Genomic DNA, 17,766 nt, shown 5'->3' on the forward strand with positions numbered 1-17,766 from the left:
CAAGTGGTGGATCAGCTGACGCAGCACGATCCCAGGCGGATCGGCCCGTTCGAGGTCCTCGGCAGGCTGGGCGCCGGAGGCATGGGCCTGGTCTATCTCGCGCGCTCCGCGTCGGGACGACGCGTGGCGATCAAGACAGTGCGGACCGAGCTCGCCGAGGACCAGCTGTTCCGCGTCCGCTTCACGCGCGAGGTGGAGGCGGCGCGGGCCGTGTCCGGCTTCTACACGGCGGCCGTCGTGGACGCCGACCCGCGCGCGGCGGTGCCGTGGCTCGCCACGGCGTACGTCCCCGCGCCCTCGCTCGAGGAAATAGTGAATGAACACGGGCCGCTGCCCACCCAGGCGGTGCGCTGGCTGGCGGCGGGCGTGGCCGAGGCCCTGGAGTCCATCCACGGCGCGGGCCTGGTCCACCGTGACCTCAAGCCGTCGAACGTCCTCGTGGTGGAGGACGGGCCGCGCGTCATCGACTTCGGCATCGCGTCCGGCGTCTCCAACACCCGGCTGACCATGACGAACGTCGCCGTGGGCACCCCCGCGTACATGTCGCCCGAGCAGGCCAAGGACTCGCGGAGCGTGACCGGCGCCAGCGATGTCTTCTCGCTCGGCTCGATGCTCGTCTTCGCCGCCACCGGGCACGCGCCCTTCCACGGCGCGAACCCCGTCGAGACCGTCTTCATGCTGCTCCGCGAGGGCCCTGACCTCGAAGGACTCCCGGACGAGCTGCGTCCGCTCATCGAGACGTGCATGCAGATGGAGGCGGCGCTCCGGCCCACCCCCGCCGACCTCCAGGCCCAGCTCGCACCCCACCTCTTCGCCTCCGAGAGCGCCGACGGCGACGACAGCGGCACCGCGTCCGCGTGGCTGCCCGAGCGGGCCGTCGCGCTCATCGAGGCGCGCAGGGGCGGCCGCCCGCCCGCCAGGGCGGCGGTCACCGGCGCGCGCAGCGGCGGCCGCGGCGCCGCCGCCCCGGTCACCGCGCCGCCGCCCCCGCAGCGGCCCCCGGCGCCCCCGGCGCCCGCGCCGTCCCAGGCGCCGTTCGCGCCCGCGCCCGACGCCGGGCCCGTGCGGCTCGCCGGGGCGAAGGTGTCGATCGGTCCCGGACCGCGGGTCGCCGCGGCCCGCTCGGCCCCCGGGCCCGGCGACACCGGGCTCGCCGCCTCCTGGTCGCGCTCCAAGGTCGCGGCCAACGGCATCGCGCCCGCGGCGCCCGCCCCGGTGCCCGCGCCCGCACCTGCCCCGGACACGACGTCCTGGCGGCCGTGGCGCTTCCGCATGTCCAACGACGTATGGGGCACGCCCGCCGTCGCCGGGAACCTCGTTTACGTCACCTCCTTCGAGGTGCACGCCCTGGACGTCTCCACCGGCCGCCGCAGCTTCAAGACGCGGGACGTCGCCTGGTCGCTCGCCGTCGCCGACGGACGCATCCACGCCTCGGACGGCCCCACGCTCTACGCCCTGGACGGTACCGACGGATCCGACCTGTGGCGCCTGCCGACCGACGCCTGGGTCTACTCCCTCCAGGCCGACAGGGGCACCGTCGTCACCGGCACGCGCGGCGGCGGCGTCCAGGCGTGGGAGGCGGCCAACGGCGAGAAGCTCTGGGAGATCACCGGGGCGCAGACCGACTTCGAGACGCCGGAGGCCGGGCCCGCCGTGTTCGACGGCACGGTGTACGTCTGGAAGGACGCGCGCCTGCGCGCCCTGGAGGCACGCACCGGCGAGGAACGCTGGTCGTACCCCGTCGGCGACACGGCCTCCTGCGGCGGCGTCCCGGTGCGGCTCACCCAGGCGCAGGACGGCTACGTGTACGTCGCCGCGGGCAGCCGGGTCCTCGCGATCGACGTGGCGGGCGGCCACGTCCGCTGGCACTTCGAGGCGCCCGCCGCCTTCCTGTGCCCGCCCGCGTTCGCGCCGGGGCCCGCGGTGACGGGCGGCGGCGTCTACCTCGCCGACTACCTGGGCACGGTGTACGCGCTCGACGCGACCGACGGCCGCGACCGGTGGCGCATCGCCACCGAGTCCCGCTCCTCCATCGAGCCCGTCCTCGTCGCCGACGGCCACGTCCACGTGGGCAGCGGCAAGGGGCTCTACACCCTGGACGCGGTCACGGGCACGCCGAAGTGGCGGTTCCAGGCGGGCGGCGAGATCGTCGGCACGCCCGTCGTCGCCGACCGGCGCATCCACTTCGGCTCCACGGACCACCTCCTCTACACGCTCAAGGCCGACGACGGCCGACTGCGCTGGAAGCTCGCCACGGGCGGGGAGATCACCGGGGCTCCGGTGGTGCGGGACGGGGTCGTGTACGCGTGCAGCAAGGACCGCTGCGTGTACGCGCTGGACGCGGAGCGGGGGACGGGGACGTCGCCGAGGTCCTGACCGGGGCCCGGACCTGGCTCTGGCGTTAGCCGCGCGGGGGCCAGCCGTCGCCGTCCAGGGTCGGGACCGGGGGTGCCGGTTCCGGTCCCCGTTCCGGTTCCTGTGCCGGTGCCGACTGCGGCTCCGGAGTCGTACGGCGGCGGGTTCGGCCCGACATGACCGCCGCGCCGAGCAGCAGGAAGACGCCACCGCCGAGGCTGTTCAGGAGCCCCTGGCCGAGGCCGGAGCCGTCGCCCGCCACCGTGAGGCTGCCCTCGGCCTGGCCCTGGCGGACCATCCACAGCACCGTGAAGCCGAGGACGAGCACGCCCGCGAGCGCCACCAGGAGGCGCGCCCGCAGGACCACCCCGACCAGCGCGAGCAGCGCGGCGACGGCGAACGGCAGGAAGACGGAGCCGAGGAGCTCGGCCCTCGCGTCCGTGATCCCGGCGCCCGAGAAGAGCTCGTCTAGGCGGAAGTAACGTCCGTGACGGCCGTCGTTCCAGGCTTGGAAGGGGCTCGAGACGGCGGCCGTCGCTCCGATGAGAGCGAGGATCGACCCGAGGACGTTGCGGACCATGTCGGGCCTCCTCGTGGGTGCACCGTGCAACCGTGTGTCTCTCAAGATCGACGCTACGCCGGGTGCGTGACCCCCGCCAGATGACGACACTTGCCCCATGGACCCTCACCCGCGCGCCTGGTGGGCGCACCGCCAGGGACTGGACGGCACCCTGCTCGGGGCCGCGCCCGCCGACGTGCTCGCCCGCACCGGCTGGGCCCGCTCCGTCGGCGGTTCAGGACCCTACCTGGGGCTGCGCGCCCGCTGCGGCGCCTCGCGCGAGGAGATCGACGCGGCCGTCGCCCGCCTGGAGATCCACGAGCTGCCCGCAGCCCGCGGCTGCGCCTACGTCCTGCCCGCCGCCGACTACGCCCTCGGCCTCACCGTGGGCGCCCACGCCCCGCTGGCCGAGGCCCGGCAGGCCGCGAAGCACCTGGGGGTGACGGAGGCCGAGGTGGAGGGCCTGTGCGTCGCGGTGCACGACGCGCTCGGCGACGTCCCGCTGGATCCCGCGAAGATCAAGGCCGCCACGGGCGACGCGGTCCGGAGCCTCGGTGCCGACGGCAAGAAGCGGGGCCTGAGCACCACGCTGCCGCTCGCGCTCGGGCTGCTCCAGGCCCGCGGCCTGATCCGCCGCGTGCCGGTGGGCGGCCGCCTCGACCAGCAGCGGTACGGGTACGTCCGCTGGGACCTGGACGTCGGCGCCCGCACGGTGGAGGAGGCCCGCGCGGAGCTCGCCGCGCGCTACTTCGACTGGGCGGCCCCGGCCACGCTCGCGCACTTCCGCTGGTTCTCCGGGTTCACCGCGGCGGCGGCCAGGGCGGCGGTCGCCGGGCTCGGGCTCGTCGACGTGGGGGAGGGGCTGCTGATGCCGCCGTATCTCGTCGACGACTTCCGGGCGTACGCGCCGCCCACCACCCCTTCGTACGCACTGCTCGCCGGGCTCGACGGCATCCACCTGCTGCACCGCGACCTCGCCAGGATCCTCGAACCGGCCGACGCCGAGCGGGAGTTCGGCGGCAGGCGGCTCGGCGGGCTCGCGGACGCGCCCGCGCACGTCATCGTCGACCGGGGGCGGCTCGTCGGGCTCTGGGAGTACGACGTGGCGGCGCGCGAGGTGGTCTGGCGCGTGTTCGACGGGGACGGTGATCGCGGTACGGCGGCCGCCGCGCTGCGTGCCGCCGTCGCCGCCACCGAGACCTTCGTGCGCGACGAACTCGGTGACGCGCGCGCCTTCAGCCTCGACTCCCCGAAGAGCAGGGAGCCTCGGGTGGCCGAACTGCGGGGGTGAGGCGGGGAGTGGTGGCCGCTGCTCACCGTTCACTGCTCACGGTTCACCATTCACCGGGTGCGGAAGTCGCCGTTGCGTCGCGTTCCGAAGAGTTCCGCCTGTCGGTCGGGAGGCAGGTTCCCGAGGGCGATCAGGTGCGGCGCGTGCGCGAGGGCCTGGGCGCGGGCCGCCTCCTTCGCCGACCAGAGCGCCCGCACCGTGCCCTGCACCGCCTCCGTCGGGTACGAGGCGATGACCTCGGCCGCACGGGTGGCCGCCGCCAACGCGCCGCCCGGCGCGGTGAGTTCGGAGACCAGTCCGGTCTCGTGGGCCCGGCGCGCGGAGATCCGTTCGGCCGTGCCCATCAGCGCCATCCTGGCCACCTCGCCGAACGGCATGCGCTGCGCCATGTGGATGGTTTCGAAGGCGCTGACCATGCCGTACGTGGTGTGCGGGTCGAAGAAGGTGGCGTGCTCGTCCGCGACGACGAACTCCGCCTCGCCGATGAGGTAGAAGGCGCCGCCGCACGCCATGCCGTTGACGGCCGCGATGACGGGTTTCCAGAGGTCGTTCGCCTTCGGCCCGATCGCGATCAGCGGATCGTCGATCGTGTACGGGGACGCGGGCTGCGGCACGTCGACGCCGCGGTCGATTCCGGTGCAGAAGGCCTTGTCGCCCGCGCCGGTCACCACGATCGTCCGTACGGTGTCGTCGAACCTGAACTCCCGCCAGGCGTCCGCCAGTTCGGCCGCAGTCTCCAAGTCGATCGCGTTGTGCCGCGCCGGGCGGTCCAGCGTCAGGGTCGCCACGCCCGTGTCCTTGTCGGTGGCCTTGCGCAGCGCGCTCACGGCCGCTCCAGGACCCAGCGCGGGACCGTGTGGCCGTCGTCCAGCGTGGTGAAGGCGACCTGCACCTTCGCGCCGATGCGGAGCCGTTCCGGGGCGATGGAGTTCAAGGGGGCGTCGGGGGCGGTGACGAGGTTGCCGACCAGGCGGATGCGGGGGGCGTCGGCCAGCTCGACGACGATCGCGTTGTAGCCGGGCTGTGCGGCGTAGGCGGGCAGCAGGGGCGGGTGCGGGAAGACGTACGACCAGATGCGGCCCCGGCCGCTCATCTTGCGCCACTCGCTGTCGAAGGACTGGCAGTGGGGGCAGCAGGGCCTTGGCGGGAAGCGGAGTTCGCCGCAGGCGGTGCAGGATTGTATGCGTAGTTCGCCTCGGGCGGCGTGCTCCCAGAAGGGGGCGCCGTCGTCGTCGACGGTCGGTGTCAGGAGGGGTTCTTGTTTCGTCTTCGCGTCTGCCATGTGGGTGTCCTTCGCCGGGTGCGGGTTTGTTGTGGTTGCTCGCGCTCACGCGGCGGAGCCGCATATTGATGCAGCCCCGCGCCCCTTACGGGGCCCTCAGCAGCACCGCCGACGTGGGGACCCCTTCACCCGCCGTCACCAGACAAGTCGCCGCGTCCGGCACCTGGGCCGTGCTCGTGCCCCGTAGTTGCTTGACGCCCTCGTTGATGAGGTTGAAGCCGTGGACGTAGGCCTCGCTGAGGCCGCCGCCGCCGGTGTTGATGGGGAGGCGGCCGCCGCTCTCCAGGGCGCCGCCCTCGGTGAACGCGCCACCCTCGCCTCGGCCGCAGAAGCCGTAGCCCTCCAGGGAGAGCGGGATGAGTGGAGTGAAGGCGTCATAGATCTGCGCCACATCCACATCCTCCGGCCCGAAGTCGGCCTGCTTCCACAGGTGTCGGGCCGCCGTCCAGGCGGGTCCCGAGAGCGGGTCGTCGTTCCAGTAGTTGACCATGCCGTGGTGCTGGGCGGGCAGGCCCTGGGCGGTGGAGTGGACGTAGACGGGCTTCTGGCGGCAGTCGCGGGCGCGCTCGGCCGAGACGATGACGCACGCCAACGCCCCGTCGGTCTCCAGGCAGTTGTCGAAGAGGCAGAGGGGTTCGCTGATCCAGCGCGAGGTCATATACATGTCGCGGGTCAGTGGGCGCTCGTACATCATCGCGGCCGGGTTCTGGTTGGCGCGGTTGCGGCAGGCGAGGGCGACGTTGAAGAGGTGGTCGCGGGTCGTGCCGTACTCGTGCATGTGGCGGCGGGCCAGCATGGCTATCTCGTCGGCTGGGCGGAGCAGGCCGAAGGGTCGGGTCCACTGGGCCGGGGTGGGGAGTTGGACGGCCGTGTTCTTCCAGGGCCGGGGTCCGCTGCCGCGCTTGCGGGAGCGCCAGGCGATGCCGACGCTCGCCTGTCCGGTGGCGATCGCGGCGGCGAGGTGCGCGACCGTCGCGCACGAACCGCCGCCGCCGTAGCCGACCTTGCTGAAGAAGGTCACGTCGCCGGCCCCGATGGCCTTGGCGACCTCGACCTCGTCGGTCTCCTCCATCGTGTACGAGGCGAACGCGTCGACCTCGGACGGGGCGATGCCCGCGTCGTCGAGCGCGGCGAGTATCGCCTTGCACGCCAACGTCTTCTCGCTGTCGGGGAGTTGTTTCGCGAAGGGGGTCTGGCCGATCCCGACTATCGCTGTAGCGTCCTTGAGTGAAGCCATGGGCAACGGCACCTCCGCCTTGTCGCGCGTGTCACCACTGCTGACAGCGCGTCAGGCTACAGCTAATCTGACGGATAGTCAGCTACTGCAATGGGAGGGCTTGCGATGCGCGGCGACCTGGAATGGGGCAGCATCCCGGCACTGGTGCGGGCGGCCGCCGCGCGGTACGGCGACCGGGAAGCGGTCGTCGAGGGCCGCACCCGCCTCTCGTACCGGGAACTGGGCGAGCGCGTGGAGCGGGCCGCCGCCGCGTGCATGGCCGACGGCGTCGAACCGGGCGACCGCGTCGCCGTCTGGGCCCCGAACACCCTCGACTGGATCGTCTCCGCCCTCGGCGCGGTCTCGGCGGGCGCGGTCCTCGTCCCGCTCAACACCCGCTTCAAGGGCGCCGAGGCGGCCTACGTCCTGGAGCGCAGCCGCGCGAAACTCCTCTTCATCACGGGCACCTTCCTCGGTACGTCGTACGTCGCGTCCCTGCGCCGCGCGACGGCGGAGGGCCCCGGCGAGGGCCCGCTGCCCGGCCTTCCGCACCTGGAACGGGTCGTCGTGCTCTCGGACGACGCCCCCGACTCCTTCCGCACCTGGAAGGACTTCCTGGCGGGCGGCGACCGGGTGGCGGCCGACGCGGTCCGCGCGCGGGCGGCCTCGGTCGAGAGCTCGGCCCCCTCGGACATCATCTTCACCTCGGGCACCACGGGGCGCCCCAAGGGTGCCGTCATCACCCACGCGCAGACCCTGCGCTGCTACGACGTGTGGAGCGAACTCGCGGGCCTGCGCGAGGGCGACCGCTATCTGATCGTGAACCCGTTCTTCCACACCTTCGGCTACAAGGCCGGGATCATCGCCTGCCTGATGCGCGGCGCGACGATGGTCCCGCAGCCCGTCTTCAACGTGGACACCGTCCTCGCCAACGTCGCCGCCGAGCGCATCTCCGTACTGCCGGGTCCCCCGACCCTGCACCAGTCGCTCCTGGACCACCCGGCGCGCGACCAACACGACCTGTCGGCGCTCCGCCTCGTGGTGACCGGCGCCGCGGTGGTGCCGCTCCAGCTCGTCGAGCGGCTCCGCAGCGAACTGCGGGTGGGCACCGTCCTGACGGCGTACGGACTCTCCGAGGCGAGCGGCTTCGTCACGATGTGCCGCAGGGGCGACCCGCTGGAGGTCATCGCGGCGACCTCGGGCCGCGCGATCCCCGGGACCGAGGTCCGCGTGGTCTCCCCCGCGGGGGAGACGCTGCCGCCCGGCAACCCCGGCGAGGTCCTCGTACGCGGCCACCACGTCATGCGGGAGTACTTCGAGGACCCGGCGCAGACCGCCCTGGTGATCTCCCCGGACGGCTGGCTGCGGACCGGGGACGTGGGCGTGCTCGACGAACAGGGCAACCTGCGCATCACGGACCGGATCAAGGACATGTTCATCGTCGGCGGCTTCAACGCCTACCCGGCCGAGATAGAGCAACTCCTCGGCGTCCACCCGGAGGTGGCGGACGTCGCGGTGATCGGCGTCCCCGACCCGCGCCTCGGCGAGGTGGGCAAGGCGTACGTGGTACGCCGCCCGGGCGCGCTCGTCACGGCGGACGACCTGATCGCCTGGTCGCGCCGGGAGATGGCGAACTACAAGGTGCCGAGGGCGGTGGAGTTCGTGGCGGAACTGCCGCGGAACGCGAGCGGGAAGGTGGTCAAGGGGGAGCTGCGGGGCGCGGCGCGCTAGGCGCTGGCGTCGGCTTGGGGGGTGGCTGCGGAGTCGGCTCAGCCGTTGGCGCGCTCCTCGGCCGCGATGATGGCGGCGCGTTCGGCGGCGCCGCACTCCACGCAGAACTCGTTGCCCTCCGGGTCTCCCAGCACTCAGAACTTGACGTTCTGGAGTGTGCGGCATGGTGGCATCAACGCTGGTCAAGGGCAGTAGCAGGCAACCTTTGCCCTCCACAGCGGGCATGGAAGAGACATCGAACCCGCTTGCGGGCACGGTCTACGAAACCGAGACCCTGCGGGGTGTGCGGTGCGTACGCCTGTCCGTGCTCACCGACGAGACCACCAGCCCCGAGCGTCAGCGCGAGGCCGACGACATAGCAGCGGCAGCCCTCGGTATCGACTTTGGCGAGGGTGACCAGCTGCGCGAGGCCGTAGACCTTGACGTGAGTGCGTCCGAGTTCGGCCCGTTCGACCGTCCAGAGCTCGGCGGGTGGCTCGCGCGCCCCGATGACTTTGATGCACTGGTGTGGTGGCGGTTTGACCGTGCCATCCGGTCCATGGCGCACATGCACGAGCTTGCGAAATGGGCCAAGGAACACCGGAAGATGCTCGTCTTCGCCGAGGGCATCGGCGGGGGACGGCTGGTGTTCGACTTCCGCAACCCCATGGACCCCATGAGCGAACTCATGATGCTCATGTTGGCGTTTGCCGCTCAGGTCGAGTCGCAGAGCATCAAGGACCGCGTGTTGGGCGCCATGGCCGCCATCCGGAAGATGCCCCTTCGGTGGCGTGGCTCGCGCCCCCCGTACGGCTACATGCCCGCCCTCATGCCCGCGGAGCACGGTGGGGTTGGCTGGACGCTCGTACCGGACCCGGATGCCGTCAAGGTCATCGAACGCATCGTTCGTGAGCTGTTGGAAGGTAAGACCGTTTCGGCTATCGCCGTGGGACTCAACGCGGACGGCATCCCAAGCCCGCGCGACCACTGGGCCGCGAAGAAGGGCCGGAAGACAGGCGGGAAGACAGGCGGAGTCAAGGGGCTCGTTAAGGACGCGTTCCTGTGGACCCCCGCGGTCATTACGCGGATGCTGCGTAACGCAACGCTGCTCGGCTGGAAGATGCACAAGGGCAACCCGGTGCGCGACAGCGAGGGCAACCCGATCATGGCTACCTCACAGCCGATCATGACCCGCGAGGAGTTCGACCGCATCGGCGCGGTACTGGACGAGCGGAGCATAGAAAACGGAGACCGGAAGGACACCGAGGCTCTTCTACTGCGAGTCATCCACTGTGACGCGTGCGGCGGTCGTATGTACCTGAACAAGCAAGAGAGCAAGCAGCAACCCACGTACAAATGCAACCCGTACTCGCGCGGGTTCCGGTGCCAGAAGTCAGCGAACATCAGGGGCGATTGGGCGGACAAGTTCGTGACCGCGGAGTTCCTGCGGCTGATCGGGTCCGTGCAGACAACGCACGTCGTGACGATCCCCGGGTACGACCCCGAGCCCGAGTTGCGCGCCACCCTCGCCGAGTTCGAGGAGCACCAGGAGCAAAGGGGGCGCCAGAAGTCCAAGCACGCCGCGCGGGCATGGCAGGAACGGGCGGACGCGCTCGACACCCGCATAGCCGACCTGGAGTCCCGAGAGAAGACCGAGCCGCAACGCATCGTCACCCCAACCGGCCGCACGTTCGCGGACGAGTGGGCGGAGAAGGACACGGCGGGACGACGCACGATGCTCGTCGAAGCGGGTGTTCGCCTCGACGTGCGGCGAGGCACCCCCGGCGGATGGCGGAAGCTCGACACGCGCCGTGTCACGTTCACCATGTCCGGTGAACTGGACCCCGCCGCAGAAGCGCTCGCAGGAGAGGCGTCGGCGCTGGAGTCAGAAGCACGCGGAGACTCCCCGACCAAGGGGGCGAGTGTGTGCCTGGTCGAGTCCGCCACGGTCGCCGAGCCGGTCCGCGAACTGGTGGCCGCGTAGCACCACGTACGGCGCGAGCGTGCTCCGGTCGGTCACCGTGACCGCCGGGGCTTCGCCGAGCGGCTGAAACCGCCCCGCACAGCTCTGCGGGCTCGTTAGTCTCGCTGCACCCCGCACCAGAATGGAGTGTGCAGGGTAGGGGCGGAGCCATTCCGTGCAGTACGGATTTGCAGTACACCCGCCCTGTCTCGCCCCGGTCGCCCCCTCGGGCCACCGGGGCTCTTTCATGCCCGCACGCGCGCGTACAGGGCGTTCCTCGGTGCCGTGTCGGCTCGTCCCTTGGCCCGGGGGCAGCGCTACAGCGGGGCGGGGATGGTGGTGAGTGACGGTTAACACCACTTTTTTGGAACGCATAGAAAAAATCCAAAGAAAGAGAGATCGGCACCTCAGACGCCACACCGCCACCGGTCGTGCCCCTTGGGCAACCCCTGCTCTCCACATAGGACCAGGAGGGAAAGCGGTGCGTACGCCTAGGGCGCAGGCAACCCTTGCTCTCCACATAGGACCAGGAGGGAAAGCGGTGCGTACGCCTACGGCGCGGGCAACCCTTGCTCTCCACATAGGACCAGGAGAGCAACCCGCCGGACTCGCCTCGCTGCGAGCCCCGGCAACCCTTGCTCTCCACCACTTGCCGAGAGCGGAATTACCGCGCACCCGCCCTACAGGGGGACATCGGCGGACTGAGTGTCCGCTCTCGGCGACAAGCGCTGTTCATGCACCACGCATCCCGCGTTACTGGGGGTGGCCGCGGGGGTCATAGGGCAGCGTGCGGGGGTTGTACCGGCCAGCAGTAACCCGCCCCAACTCGGGCGTGGTTGGCAGCCCGTACGGCCCCCACAACGTCCGGACCGGCACGAGTCGGCGAGGGCGACCATGCCCGCTGACCCAACGGCTAGAGGTGCGCGGTACCGGCCCCCTCGGGGCGATCCGTACGCAATCCGCAGAGTTCCCCGGTTCAAGTCCGGGGGCGGGCACTCCACAACAACGAGCACCAGGCGGTGACCGATGACCCCATGTATCGAGTGCGCCGACACGGCAACTCGCCGCGGACGCTGCGAAGTTCACGACGCACAGTACGAAGCGCGCCCGTCGCTTCGTTCTCGTCGTTCGCGCAGTCGGCGCCGAGCGAAGCGGCATGATGCGGCCGCGCGGCTCCGCAGACGGATACAGGAACGCGGTCACGCGTGGTGTGACTGGTGCTTGGGCGACTTCCCCGCGGACGTAGTGGACGTGGACCATGTGCGCCCCCTTGCGATGGGTGGGACGGACACGAGCGGCAATGTGCAAGTGTTGTGCCGTGGCTGCCACCAGCTCAAGACGAGCACGGAGTTCGGCACGAACAACCGACGCCCCGGGTCATCCTAGCCTTGCCAGGTACGGCGTGGTATCACAGCGAGTAGCCGTCAAATACGGACATGCGGGGGCTACCTGATGAGCGCGGCGACACAAGAAATCCCATGGACAGCAGTCGTACTAGCCACAGTTGGGGTGTCCAGCCTGATGGCCACGCTGGTTAGCCTGGCTTGGCAGTTCGCGATCTGGAAGTGGTCTGGTGTCAGAATCAAACCCACGGCGTATTCGGGTTCATTCATCGGAGGGGCGACAGACCCCATAGCGGTGATTGGAGTGCAAGCCACGAACAAGGGGCGTGGCGCCTGCGAAGTAACTCAATGGTACTTTGACGACGGAACCGACAAGAAAATCGTGGTGCCGCAATGTTTGCCAGGATCAGCGCCGAAGCCCACAAAACTTGAAGGACTTCACTCGCTGACTTGGTACATTCCGCAAGATTCCTTCAAAGAAGCTGTGCAACGAGCCGGAATGAAACGCGTGCGACCGGTGGTGATCATCGGATCAGGGAAGCATTTCCGTGGCAAATGGGTGAGTATTGAATCACTTACTCGTGGCGCCTAGCAGAACAGCCAGTGACGGGTTCCGGGACTCCCGGTAGCGCAGTCTAGGAATGCACACTCGAAGTCCAGTTAAAACCGCGTAGGATTGTAATCTTCGTCTGGCACGCCCGGACCAATGAAATTAGGGAACCCTAGGTCATCGGAAGCGGCCCTCAATTCTGCTACCAGCGCGTCCCGCTTTTCAGCGAGCTCATTAAAAGCGGCCCCAAGTTGCTCCAGATCATCACGTGTCGCCGTTTCATTGGGTCGCATCTTGACTCGATCATACGTTCGAAATCCCTCGTGCCAAAAATCCTCCAGCCGTCGATTAAAGGCGAAGTAGTTATCAGCCACTTTGGGATACCGCCTGGAGAGGCTGCGAGCGACGTCCGCATGTGAAGAATCAATTCGACGCAACGTTGATAGATTGGCACGCATTGACACAGCGTCGGGATCCACAGATTGGAAGGCCGCGAAAAGCGCCATGCGGGTGCAGTCGCGCAAGACGTGAAGTCGATAGAACATGTGTTGTCGAGTTTCCCGGGCGCGGGCTTCGAGCTCCTCGGACTTCCGCCTATTTGAAGTTAGAAACTCTTGCACCAGCGGAGCGAGCAAAGTTCCCATCGTCCCGATACACGCTCCAGCCAGGCCGAAAATCAGTTCGCTTGTCGGCACAATGTCCCCCACTCTCCAACTTGGAGTCGCATTCCCCTTAGTGCCGCACCCTAGCGCGCGGGGCGAGTTTCGCGCTTCGCGATCGCCCTATTCACTGAGTGGAGTTGCACCCAGCTTGGAGGGGTGGATTCACATGACGTGCCCAATCCACAAGGGGAGAAACGATTCGCGTTCTCGGTTTGGAGGTGCCCCCTGCCCCGTAAGCCCCGTACCCCCTGCACGATCCCCGGGTGCCCCGAGCTGACGAGCGGGGGACGCTGCCCGACACACGAGCGGGAGGCGAACCGTACGAGGGTCACGCCTGGTGGTAGTTCGTACGGGCGCCGATGGCCACGTGTCCGGGCTGCCTACCTGTACGCCCATCCGTGGTGTGTGTTGTGTGGTCGCACGGCCAACGTGGCGGACCATTTCCCTGTGAGTCGACGCGAGTTGGCGGCTCGGGGCGTGGTGAATCCGGATGCGTTCGAGTGTCTGCGTCCGTTGTGCACGACGTGCCACAACCGGGAGACCGCGAAGCATCAACCGGGCGGTTGGGCAGCCGAGAAGGCGCCGAAGGCACCGCCGTTCTGACTCGCCGACCAGGCGGGTACTCCCCTCCTCCGCCGTTCCGGCGCGGCAGGGAGGCAAAAAACTCGCGTGGATCATTAGGTCATTTCCGTGGGCGCCGTCAGCGAATAGCGACGGCGCCCTTTCGTTTATCCTGAACCGATTTAAGGAATTACTCATGTCTTTGACTCTCGCCGAATCGGCAAAGCTCTCCCTCGACCATCTTCAGCGCGGCGTGATCGAAACGTTCGTTCAGGAATCGCCGATCCTGGACCGGCTCCCGCTGATACCCGTGGCGGGCAACGCCTACCGGTACAACGAGGAGTCCACCCTTCCCGGAGTCTCCTTCCGGAGTGTGAACGAGGCCTATCCGGAGAGCACGGGCACGCTGAACCAGCGGATCGAGACGCTCGCCATCCTGGGTGGGGACGCCGACGTGGACAAGTTCATCGTTCAGACCCGGGGCAACCTCAACGATCAGCGGGCCGTCCAGACCGTCATGAAGGTCAAGGCCGCTTCCATTCACTTCGCCGACCAGTTCTTCAACGGTGACGTGGAGGTGAACCCGAAGGGCTTTGACGGGCTGCGCAAGCGGTTGCTCGGCGGTCAGGTCCTGGACGCGAAGGGCGTCGGCCCGGTCGCCAATGGCCATGACTTCTTTGACGCGTTGGACACGCTCGCTGCTCAGGTGCGTGGCCTCAACGGCACGAACGGAGCGCTCTACATGAACGCCGCACTCCGGGCGAAGATCGAGTCCGGGTTCCGGCGGCTCGGCGGTGCCGAACTCCTCTCGGCCGAGATCGCCGGGAAGCGCACCACCACCTGGAAAGGCATCCCGCTCCTGGATGCCGGGCAGAAGCTGGACGGCACCGACGTGCTTCCGCTGACTGCCGGGACCGGTGGCAAGCAGACCGGAGACATCTACGCCGTGCGGTTCGGGTCCACCGAGGCTGACGCCGGAGTGACCGGCCTGACCAACGGCGGCGTACAGGCCACCGACCTGGGCGAGTCCCACGACAAGCCCGTCTACCGCACCCGCATCGACTTCTATTGCGGCCTCGCCCTGTTTGGTGGCAAGGCCGCCGCACGGCTGACCAACATCCTGGTCGGCTGACCCGCACCGCGGAGCCCCCGTGCTCGTCACCCTTCGGGGCGGCGGGTGCGGGGGCTTTTGCCATGTCCGGGGACCATGGCCGGGCGTACGCTGCGAGTAGGAACGTCGTTGCTGTCAAGGGAGCGCGCACCAATGACTACAGGGCTTGCCGAGAACGTCAGGAACCTTCGGCGCACGGCCGGTTGGAGTCAGGAGCAGCTAGCCGAAGCGACCGATCTTTCCGTTGGTACCGTCCGCAAGGTGGAGCAGGGCGGTGACGTACGTATGGAGACGTTGCATGCGCTGGCCCGCGCATTGGACGTCCCTACTTCGGCGCTGTTCGCTACGGAGACCACAACGCCGGTTGTCGGGGATGAGGCCAACCGCCGGTACCTGGTGGAGCTGCGAAAGGCACTGATGCCCCCTGTAGGGCTCGCTGCACCCATGACGGTCTTGGGTCAGGCTGAGGAGCTTTCGGCGCTCCGCAGGGCTACAGCGGACGCTCATGCCCTCTACTGGGCCGATCGCTATGACTCCGTGGCCAAGCGTCTTCCAGGGCTGCTGCGATCCGCTGAGGCAGCCGTGGAGACATTAGAGGGCGAGGAGCAGCAGCACGCGGTGATCGCTCGCTGTCATGCGCTGCTGCTGACAGGCAAGTACCTCACGCAGGTTCGGCAGTACGACATGGCGTACTTCGCGCTCGCGGAGGCAATTCGGCTTTCGCGGGAGACTGGCCAGACGCTCACGGCGGCTACCGGCGTCGTGGGCCTGTGCTGGCTGCTGCTGAGGCAGGATCGGTTCGACGAGTCGGAGCAGCTTGCGGCGCAGACGGCAGCGGAGATCGAACCACGTATGTCGGAGGCAACCCCGGCGCGCCTGGCTGTGTGGGGTGAACTGTGGCTCAGGGTCGCGTCCGCCACGGCCCGGAACAATCGCCCCGATGTGGCACAGGAGGCCCGCCGGATGGCAGGGACGGCCGCCAGCGCCCTGAATGGCGAGCACGCGAAGTTCCCCGACCATTGGGGCGGTTTCGGGCCCGTCACGGCGGAACTGAAGGCCGTTGAAGACCTCGCGCTCTTGGGAAATGCGCGGGGTGTTCTGCGGCGCTCGGATGAGGGCCTGTTGAGCAGCAAGGCAATCCGCAACTTCGGTAAGCCGACCGCGCCCAGCTGGGACCGTCACCGGTTGGACGTGGCCAAAGCGCACGCGACGCTCAAGCAGCACCAGGACGCCATGGACGTGCTCATGTCCGTACGGCACTCTTCGGGAGAGTGGATCAAGCACCAGCCGATGGCTCGGTACGTGATGACGGACCTACTCAAGACCCGTAAGCGCACCCTGACCCAGGACATGCGCGACATGGCCGCCCACCTGGGCGTTACCGGCTGACCACTACGGAGCATGGCAGTTATGCCGCCGATCTCCGTGAACTGTCCCGCTACGTACGTGGATTGGCCGGTTGCACGGCCATAGCTTCTCGGTATCCCAGCGTCGAGCGGACCAGGGGCCGAGTGATGGTGCACAGAACCGAGGCAGACCGACAGCGCAGGCAGAACCTTGCCGACGCAGCAACGGGGATAGCACCCCCATGGGTTCCCAATCCGGGTGTGCTGGTCAGGGATACGAGCCGGGGCAAGGTCGGTACGGCTGTCGGCTGGGACGGCCCCACGGGCACGGTGACCCTCTCTCCGTTGGACGGCGACGGGGAGCAGTGGGAAACAACCGAGTACAAACCCCCGAGCGAGGTTGACCGGCTTTGGGCCCGCATGATCAAGGCCAAGGCTGGCAAGCGGTGACGGCCCGCGCTGTGCTCCGGCATGTTCAGCACGCGATCGGCACGCACCCGCGTGGAGAGGTCACCGTGTCGGCCCGCTGCCTGGACGGCGGATGTGGGTGGACGCTCACAGCGACGGCGGACCTCAAGGCCGCTGATGTGGCGATGATGAGCCACACGGGCCGGACGGGTCACCCTACGTTCGCCCGGCACTTCGTGGACGTGGCCCTGGTGCGCCGCTTGGACCTGAACGAGGGGAAGCGGGAGATCCCGCCTCTTCCGTCCGCTGGGGAGCCACAGCACGAGCGCGCGGCTCATTGATCCCTCGCCCGGCTGTGACGCCCCCTCATTCCCGTGAGACGTGACGGCCGGGTGAGGCGCAAGTGCCCGCCTCCGATTGGTGAACACCCTGGACAGGTCGAGCTACCGGGGGCGGGCAACTCACACAGACCCAGTCTGAAGGAGTCAGACGATGAGCGCTTCCCAAAACCCTCTGGAATTCGCATGGTTAGAGGTCACGGGGCTCTGTAACGAGTCCTGCGATCACTGCTATGCCGACTCGTCGCCCAAGGGAACGCACGGAACGATGAGCGCGCACAACTGGATAAGCGTTATTGACCAGTTGGCGACCATGGGTGCTGATGACGTCCAGTTCATCGGCGGGGAGCCCACGTTGTACCCGCACCTGGCGCAGCTGATCCAGCACGCCCACGGGACAGGGCTCGGAATCGAGGTGTTTTCGAACCTGACCCACATCCGGGAACCCCTCTGGGAGACGTTCAAGGCGTGTGGGGTCAAGCTCGCAACGTCGTACTACTCGGACAGCGCCGCCGACCACGACAAGGTGACCCGGCTCCGGGGCTCCCACATGCGGACACGTGCGAACGTCGAGAAGGCGCTTGAGTTGGGCATCCCGCTGCGGGGCGGAGTCGTCGCCGTGAACCAGGGACAGCGTGTCGATGAGGCCGTGCGGGACCTCTTGGCCCTCGGGGTGGAAACGGTCGGAGGAGACCGGACACGAGCGTTCGGACGGGCCAGCAAGGGAGTCGCCCCGACGATCGCTGACCTGTGCGGGCACTGCGCCCATGAGAAGTGCGCCATCGGCCCGACCGGCGACGTGTGGCCGTGTGTGCTGGGGCGCTTTCTGACTCTCGGGAACGTGCTGCAAACGCCGCTCGCTGACATCTGGGGTGGAGCTCAGATGACCAAGGTGGCGGCCGACATCGCAGCCGTTCACGGGGACGGAGCGCAGTCATGCACGCCTCCGCAGTTCCTTCCGATGTGCGGGCCGTGCGGGCCGTGTGTCCCCTCTGTGGGGCACTGCGACCCGAGGGCGGCGGACGCCGTGACGGAGGTGGCTACGATCGGCGCACCCGCTTGACCCGCTGA

Annotated in this window: 15 protein-coding genes; 10 read left to right on the forward strand and 5 right to left on the reverse strand. The window is 68.8% G+C overall.

Annotation, left to right across the window (positions count from 1 at the left end):
* Window positions 1-3: 3 nt before the first annotated feature.
* Entirely contained in the window at window positions 4-2,376 is a 2,373-nt protein-coding gene (locus CP970_RS24545; protein WP_150493907.1) for a serine/threonine-protein kinase, read from the forward strand.
* A gap of 25 nt (window positions 2,377-2,401) precedes the next feature.
* Here the strand turns inward: CP970_RS24545 and CP970_RS24550 are convergent, their stop codons facing one another.
* Window positions 2,402-2,935 carry a hypothetical protein gene (locus tag CP970_RS24550; RefSeq protein WP_317987165.1) on the reverse strand — a complete coding sequence of 178 codons (534 nt, stop codon included), beginning with the start codon at window positions 2,933-2,935 and terminating at the stop codon, window positions 2,402-2,404.
* Window positions 2,936-3,032: 97 nt separating this feature from the next.
* Here CP970_RS24550 and CP970_RS24555 point away from each other — a divergent pair, with 97 nt between their 5' ends.
* Window positions 3,033-4,205, forward strand: a complete 1,173-nt coding sequence (locus CP970_RS24555; protein WP_055544319.1) for a DNA glycosylase AlkZ-like family protein — start codon at window positions 3,033-3,035, stop codon at window positions 4,203-4,205.
* A gap of 50 nt (window positions 4,206-4,255) precedes the next feature.
* Here CP970_RS24555 and CP970_RS24560 read toward each other — a convergent pair whose 3' ends face one another.
* The 3 genes from CP970_RS24560 to CP970_RS24570 form a co-directional block, all read right to left on the reverse strand.
* Entirely contained in the window at window positions 4,256-5,032 is a 777-nt protein-coding gene (locus CP970_RS24560) for an enoyl-CoA hydratase/isomerase family protein (RefSeq protein ID WP_107098828.1), read from the reverse strand.
* Window positions 5,029-5,487 carry a Zn-ribbon domain-containing OB-fold protein gene (locus tag CP970_RS24565; RefSeq protein WP_055544318.1) on the reverse strand — a complete coding sequence of 153 codons (459 nt, stop codon included), beginning with the start codon at window positions 5,485-5,487 and terminating at the stop codon, window positions 5,029-5,031. The genes CP970_RS24560 and CP970_RS24565 overlap by 4 nt, the downstream gene beginning before the upstream one ends.
* A gap of 85 nt (window positions 5,488-5,572) precedes the next feature.
* The gene (locus CP970_RS24570) at window positions 5,573-6,724 is read right to left on the reverse strand and encodes a lipid-transfer protein (RefSeq protein ID WP_055544317.1); all 1,152 of its coding nucleotides are present in this window, start codon (window positions 6,722-6,724) and stop codon (window positions 5,573-5,575) included.
* Between the two features lie 105 nt (window positions 6,725-6,829).
* Between CP970_RS24570 and CP970_RS24575 the strand changes: the two genes are divergently transcribed.
* The 4 genes from CP970_RS24575 (at window position 6,830) to CP970_RS24590 (ending at window position 12,311) form a co-directional block, all read left to right on the forward strand.
* Entirely contained in the window at window positions 6,830-8,434 is a 1,605-nt protein-coding gene (locus CP970_RS24575) for a FadD3 family acyl-CoA ligase (protein ID WP_079043207.1), read from the forward strand.
* A 223-nt stretch (window positions 8,435-8,657) separates the two neighbouring features.
* Window positions 8,658-10,397, forward strand: a complete 1,740-nt coding sequence (locus CP970_RS24580; protein ID WP_055544324.1) for a recombinase family protein — start codon at window positions 8,658-8,660, stop codon at window positions 10,395-10,397.
* A 1,005-nt stretch (window positions 10,398-11,402) separates the two neighbouring features.
* On the forward strand, window positions 11,403-11,762 hold the full coding sequence (locus CP970_RS24585; RefSeq protein WP_079043205.1) for an HNH endonuclease: 360 nt from the start codon (window positions 11,403-11,405) through the stop codon (window positions 11,760-11,762).
* Window positions 11,763-11,897: 135 nt separating this feature from the next.
* Entirely contained in the window at window positions 11,898-12,311 is a 414-nt protein-coding gene (locus CP970_RS24590; protein WP_150493909.1) for a hypothetical protein, read from the forward strand.
* Between the two features lie 68 nt (window positions 12,312-12,379).
* Here the strand turns inward: CP970_RS24590 and CP970_RS24595 are convergent, their stop codons facing one another.
* On the reverse strand, window positions 12,380-12,976 hold the full coding sequence (locus CP970_RS24595; protein ID WP_150493911.1) for a hypothetical protein: 597 nt from the start codon (window positions 12,974-12,976) through the stop codon (window positions 12,380-12,382).
* Window positions 12,977-13,688: 712 nt separating this feature from the next.
* On the opposite strand from CP970_RS24595, the gene CP970_RS24605 reads away from it, so the two are divergent.
* The 4 genes from CP970_RS24605 to CP970_RS24625 all read left to right on the forward strand — a co-directional run bounded on the left by CP970_RS24605 (window position 13,689) and on the right by CP970_RS24625 (window position 17,758).
* Window positions 13,689-14,624: a major capsid protein gene (locus CP970_RS24605; protein ID WP_055544315.1), complete on the forward strand. Its 936-nt coding sequence runs from the start codon at window positions 13,689-13,691 to the stop codon at window positions 14,622-14,624.
* Window positions 14,625-14,756: 132 nt separating this feature from the next.
* Window positions 14,757-15,992, forward strand: a complete 1,236-nt coding sequence (locus CP970_RS24610; RefSeq protein ID WP_055544314.1) for a helix-turn-helix domain-containing protein — start codon at window positions 14,757-14,759, stop codon at window positions 15,990-15,992.
* Between the two features lie 418 nt (window positions 15,993-16,410).
* Complete coding sequence (locus tag CP970_RS46225; protein ID WP_450262727.1) at window positions 16,411-16,698, forward strand: DUF7848 domain-containing protein; 288 nt, start codon at window positions 16,411-16,413, stop codon at window positions 16,696-16,698.
* 151 nt (window positions 16,699-16,849) lie between these two features.
* Complete coding sequence (locus CP970_RS24625; RefSeq protein ID WP_079043204.1) at window positions 16,850-17,758, forward strand: radical SAM protein; 909 nt, start codon at window positions 16,850-16,852, stop codon at window positions 17,756-17,758.
* Window positions 17,759-17,766 lie beyond the last annotated feature (8 nt).

Origin of the sequence: Streptomyces kanamyceticus (genome assembly GCF_008704495.1) — a bacterium.
Taxonomy (GTDB): domain Bacteria; phylum Actinomycetota; class Actinomycetes; order Streptomycetales; family Streptomycetaceae; genus Streptomyces; species Streptomyces kanamyceticus.